Genomic DNA, 4,111 nt, shown 5'->3' on the forward strand with positions numbered 1-4,111 from the left:
AGTTTTTCAGCAGACCCTAAATAGGCATTCATTTTCTGGTTGCTCAAAATGGGTAATAATTTATTTTGATTGCAGCATTCCGGATGATCCTCGTATTTATCAATAATCGTTTGGGTAATTGGAAGAATTGGAATCTTCGAAGCGGTTTCTGTTTTCTGGCGGTGGGTAAATATCCATTTTTCTCCGTCAATACCAAGGCTTATGTGGGACTTTATTAAGTTTTTGACATCAATGTAAGCCAAACCGGTAAAGCAGCTGAAAAGGAAGATATCGCGTACCAATGATAATCTATCTGTTTTGAAATCTTTGTTGATGATATTCTGAATCTCTCCCTCTGATAAATACACACGTTCGACTTCTCTTACTTTAGCTTTGTAGTTGCTGAAAGGGTTTCTGTCAATCTAATTATTGGCCAAACATATTTTGATGATTTTGCTGAAGTTCTTGATGTATTTCACGGCGGTGTTATTGGCACAGTTCCTAACACTTCGCAAGTAAAATTCATAATCGGTTATAAAAGCATGATTTATTTTATCAATCTCGATATCGGATATTTTGTATTTCCATGCCAGAAAATCGATCGTATGTTTTAACGAGGTCTTGTAGCGCTTCAATGTACCTGGTGCATATTCTTTACCTACCAATTCTTTGATTTTGTTGTTGTGGTCCTGGAAGATGGGAACCAACATTCGTTTTCGTTCTTCACCTCCAAGGATTTTGTTTTTGATAGTATCTACAGTAACCGGAATGTTTTTATGGATTAATTCCATCTGAATGTCATATATTTTAGATTTCATCACACTACGGTACGGTGAATTGAATGAATTAAAATCTAAAATTTCTTTTTAATTTTTAGTGCATGAAATGTAGTATATTTGATTTTATTTTTAATAGTAAGAGGTATTATACGTTTTACTCTTATTTAATTCCAAGGTGGATTATTCTACCTCCATTCATATTTGCAGGGTTGGTACTCTTGCCAATGACTACACCATCTTCTGGAGCAAAGTACTCTTTTATAATCGAACCAAAAGCATTTCTTACAGTTGCAAATTTATCTCCTTTTTGCAAATGTTGTTTTAGAGCAACAGGAACGTCTAAAAATCCGCCCTCTTCCATATATATCCAATATGATTTTTTACAGTAGATTGCGTTATCTTCAAATTTATCTATATTGATAGTTTCATACATATTAAGCCACGCTAGCGTGTTTAGAATTCCTTTAACTCCTCTATCAGTCATTTCTCCCTGGAATACCTGAGGATTCCCATATTCAATAGTAATACTTTGCTTTCCTTTTGCAGTAGCTTCTTCTCGCATAGTACTTGAAGTCTTTGCGCCTACAGTAGAGGCTCCTTTGCTGTTCAATATGATATCTGGCTGTTGTAGTTTTGCAAGTATTCTTAGTGTGTCATTTGATGAGTCAACTCTAGCATACATACTGTTAACCCTGCCAAAACTGGCAGTATGCATATCTATATGAATATTGAATGACGGTAGCACTCTTTCATTAATTTTATAAGCATATTGTTGACTTCTGTCTCCATCAATCTTACCTGGAAAAATTCTGTTTAAATCTTCATCATCAATAAATCTGCGCTGATCATTTTGTATAGAATAAGCATTTACACCAGGAATGGCAATAACTCTGCCTTTTAAGCGCTTGGCGTCGATTGATGATATCAACTCGTGGATAATAGGTATGCCGTTTAATTCATCCCCATGTATGGCAGCGGTTAGTCCTAAAGTTGGACCATTGGAACTACCCTGAATTACAACAACTGGTATAAGTATAGGAAAATTATAGGTGTTTGTACCCATTTCCAGCCAGTAATTTCGAACCCCGATATGCTTGTTATCTAGCTCTGATAAATTTTTGATTATAGGAACGATCTCTTGACTAAAACTTAAAAAAGAAACGAGAATCAAAAGAGTCAAAACAAAATATTTAAAATATTTCATGATTTTATAGTATTAGAATGATTAAGACATACGTGTAAATTGATAGTATAAAATGTAGAAAAGTCAGTCATAAACAACAACTTTTAAACCACTAAAGTACAAAAACAATTCTACTAAAGATAGTGATGCTATGAGGATAAAGGTTGTTGCATCAGTAGAAATATATTCTGTTATCTACTAATAATTGGTTATTTGCAGAGTAATACTAAAATTCTTAGTGGCTTCAAGTTTGATATTGCATAGAGCAGTAATTAATAGAATTAAAATCGTAGCTCCAAAACTATTGTTCTTTGATAAAGTCATATCAATTTTCTCATGATTTTAAACAAAATTTTTATTAAGTGTTAAATAAGTAGTGAATTTATTAAATATCTTCTAATTTGCACATACTAATATTATTATAGCAAGCATACCAATTATGTATTATAACCTTAAATCAATTATTGTCACAAGCGAATACTGGAGTTCTAAAACAGATTTATCATTATACATGAGATTATATTATATTATAAAAGAGGCGATTATAAAGCGTATTATTCCTGAGAATATAAAAATCCCGTCCTCTAGAATACTTGCTATTGATTTGAAAGTATCAAGAAGTACCATTATAAAAACCTATGAGCTGCTTCTTTTAGAAAAGTATATTATTTCAAAAATAGGTTCTGGTTACACTACAACAAGCACGATATACGATAGTGCAATAGTTGAAAAGCCATTAAAAGATGGCGCAAAGTATCCTAAAGTTTCAAAAAAAGCAATTTCATTTCAAAAAAACAAACCCGTATTATCGGATAATTTTTCTATGAAAAATATTGCATTTAGACCTGGATTACCGCCGTTGGATCTTTTTCCTGTCGAAAAGTGGAGTGCATTATCAAAAACATATTGGAAAGAGTGCACCCCCTCAATTTTATCAAACAATCCAACCGAAGGCTTGGAATCATTGAGGCAAAGTGTTGCGGGATATTTAAAGCTAAACAGGAATATTGATTGTGACTATCAGCAGATATTTATTGTACAGGGTACGATTCACTCCCTTTATTTGATTGGAAATGTTTTATTGGATAAGCATGACAAAATAATAATGGAAAATCCAACATATCCGAGAGCATACAAGTTATTTAAAAGTTTAAAAGCATCAATAATACCCTGTAGTATCGACAGTGAGGGTATTAATATTAATTCGATACACGATAAGAAAGTGAAACTTATTATTACCACGCCCTCTAATCAATTTCCTCTCAGTATTAAGATGAGCTTAAATAGGCGATTGGAATTGTTAGATTGGGCCTCAAAAAGAAATTCATTAATTATTGAAGAGGACCATGATCATGAATTTTGTAATTTAGTGAATCCAATTCCTTCAATATTTAGTTTGGATCAAGAAAGCAGAGTGATATATCAGGGGACTTTTAATAAATTATTACACCCTTCTCTTGGAATTTCATATGTAATTGTACCAAAGTATCTAATTAATCCAATGAAGGCTATCTCTGATCAATCCACTAGGTTTATATGTCCTTCAAACCAAGAAATTATGCATCAATTTATAAAAAAAGATTTCCTAAATCAGCATATTAGGAATGTTATGAAGATTGCAGGAGAGCGCAGGAAACTATTTATAAATCAGACTCATGATTCTTTAGAAATAGATGAATCTTTTGAAGGGCTACATCTAATTGGTAAAGTTAAAAGCGGTCTGAGTGATAAAACGGCTTTTGAATTACTCTTGAAAGAGGATGTAGCGGCTTATCCATTGAGTAATTATTACATTACCAAAGAGAAAAAAGAAGGTCTAGTTATAGGATATAGTTCTGTTAACATGAAAGTAATGATAGAAAAAACAAAAGTTATTAACTCCATTATTGGTTAAAGTCTTTGTGGATAAATCTATAGTACAAATTAAAGATACTACTTTTGCAATGGTGCTTACAACTCATCTTATTCCTCCGGTATTGTTTAGCTTCTTATTTTTACAAACTGTATTAAATATTGAGCAATCATTCTAGCTTGTATATTGTTTTTTAAGTACTGCATCATTGGACAATACATAATACGTTTAAGACGGTCCAAATATAAATTGACACAGGAAAGAGAATTAAAAACCTTTGAATAGCAATTTATATTTTGATATTAAACAAATAATTAA

Annotated in this window: 3 protein-coding genes and 1 pseudogene; 1 reads left to right on the plus strand and 3 read right to left on the minus strand. The window is 32.0% G+C overall.

Annotation, left to right across the window (positions count from 1 at the left end; genetic code table 11):
* The 3 genes and pseudogenes from A3SG_RS22545 to A3SG_RS0117715 all read right to left on the minus strand — a co-directional run.
* Window positions 1–347, minus strand: a pseudogene (locus A3SG_RS22545) (site-specific integrase); the annotation flags it as partial.
* Window positions 348–401: 54 nt separating this feature from the next.
* Window positions 402–797: a phage integrase SAM-like domain-containing protein gene (locus A3SG_RS22550; RefSeq protein ID WP_016991330.1), complete on the minus strand. Its 396-nt coding sequence runs from the start codon at window positions 795–797 to the stop codon at window positions 402–404.
* 121 nt (window positions 798–918) lie between these two features.
* A complete protein-coding gene (locus tag A3SG_RS0117715) occupies window positions 919–1,962 on the minus strand; it encodes a succinylglutamate desuccinylase/aspartoacylase family protein (protein WP_016991331.1) in 1,044 nt (347 codons plus the stop codon).
* Window positions 1,963–2,380: 418 nt separating this feature from the next.
* Between A3SG_RS0117715 and A3SG_RS0117720 the strand changes: the two genes are divergently transcribed.
* On the plus strand, window positions 2,381–3,835 hold the full coding sequence (locus A3SG_RS0117720; RefSeq protein ID WP_016991332.1) for a PLP-dependent aminotransferase family protein: 1,455 nt from the start codon (window positions 2,381–2,383) through the stop codon (window positions 3,833–3,835).
* Window positions 3,836–4,111: the final 276 nt, after the last annotated feature.

Source organism: Flavobacterium sp. ACAM 123 (genome assembly GCF_000264055.1).
Classification (GTDB): Bacteria; Bacteroidota; Bacteroidia; order Flavobacteriales; family Flavobacteriaceae; genus Flavobacterium.

Bases quoted from the DNA above. Each gene is read 5' to 3' on its own strand.
- A3SG_RS0117715 (WP_016991331.1), bottom strand. From the start codon at position 1,962: ATGAAATATTTTAAATATTTTGTTTTGACTCTTTTGATTCTCGTTTCT.
- A3SG_RS22550 (WP_016991330.1), bottom strand. From the start codon at position 797: ATGAAATCTAAAATATATGACATTCAGATGGAATTAATCCATAAAAAC.
- A3SG_RS0117720 (WP_016991332.1), top strand. From the start codon at position 2,381: ATGTATTATAACCTTAAATCAATTATTGTCACAAGCGAATACTGGAGT.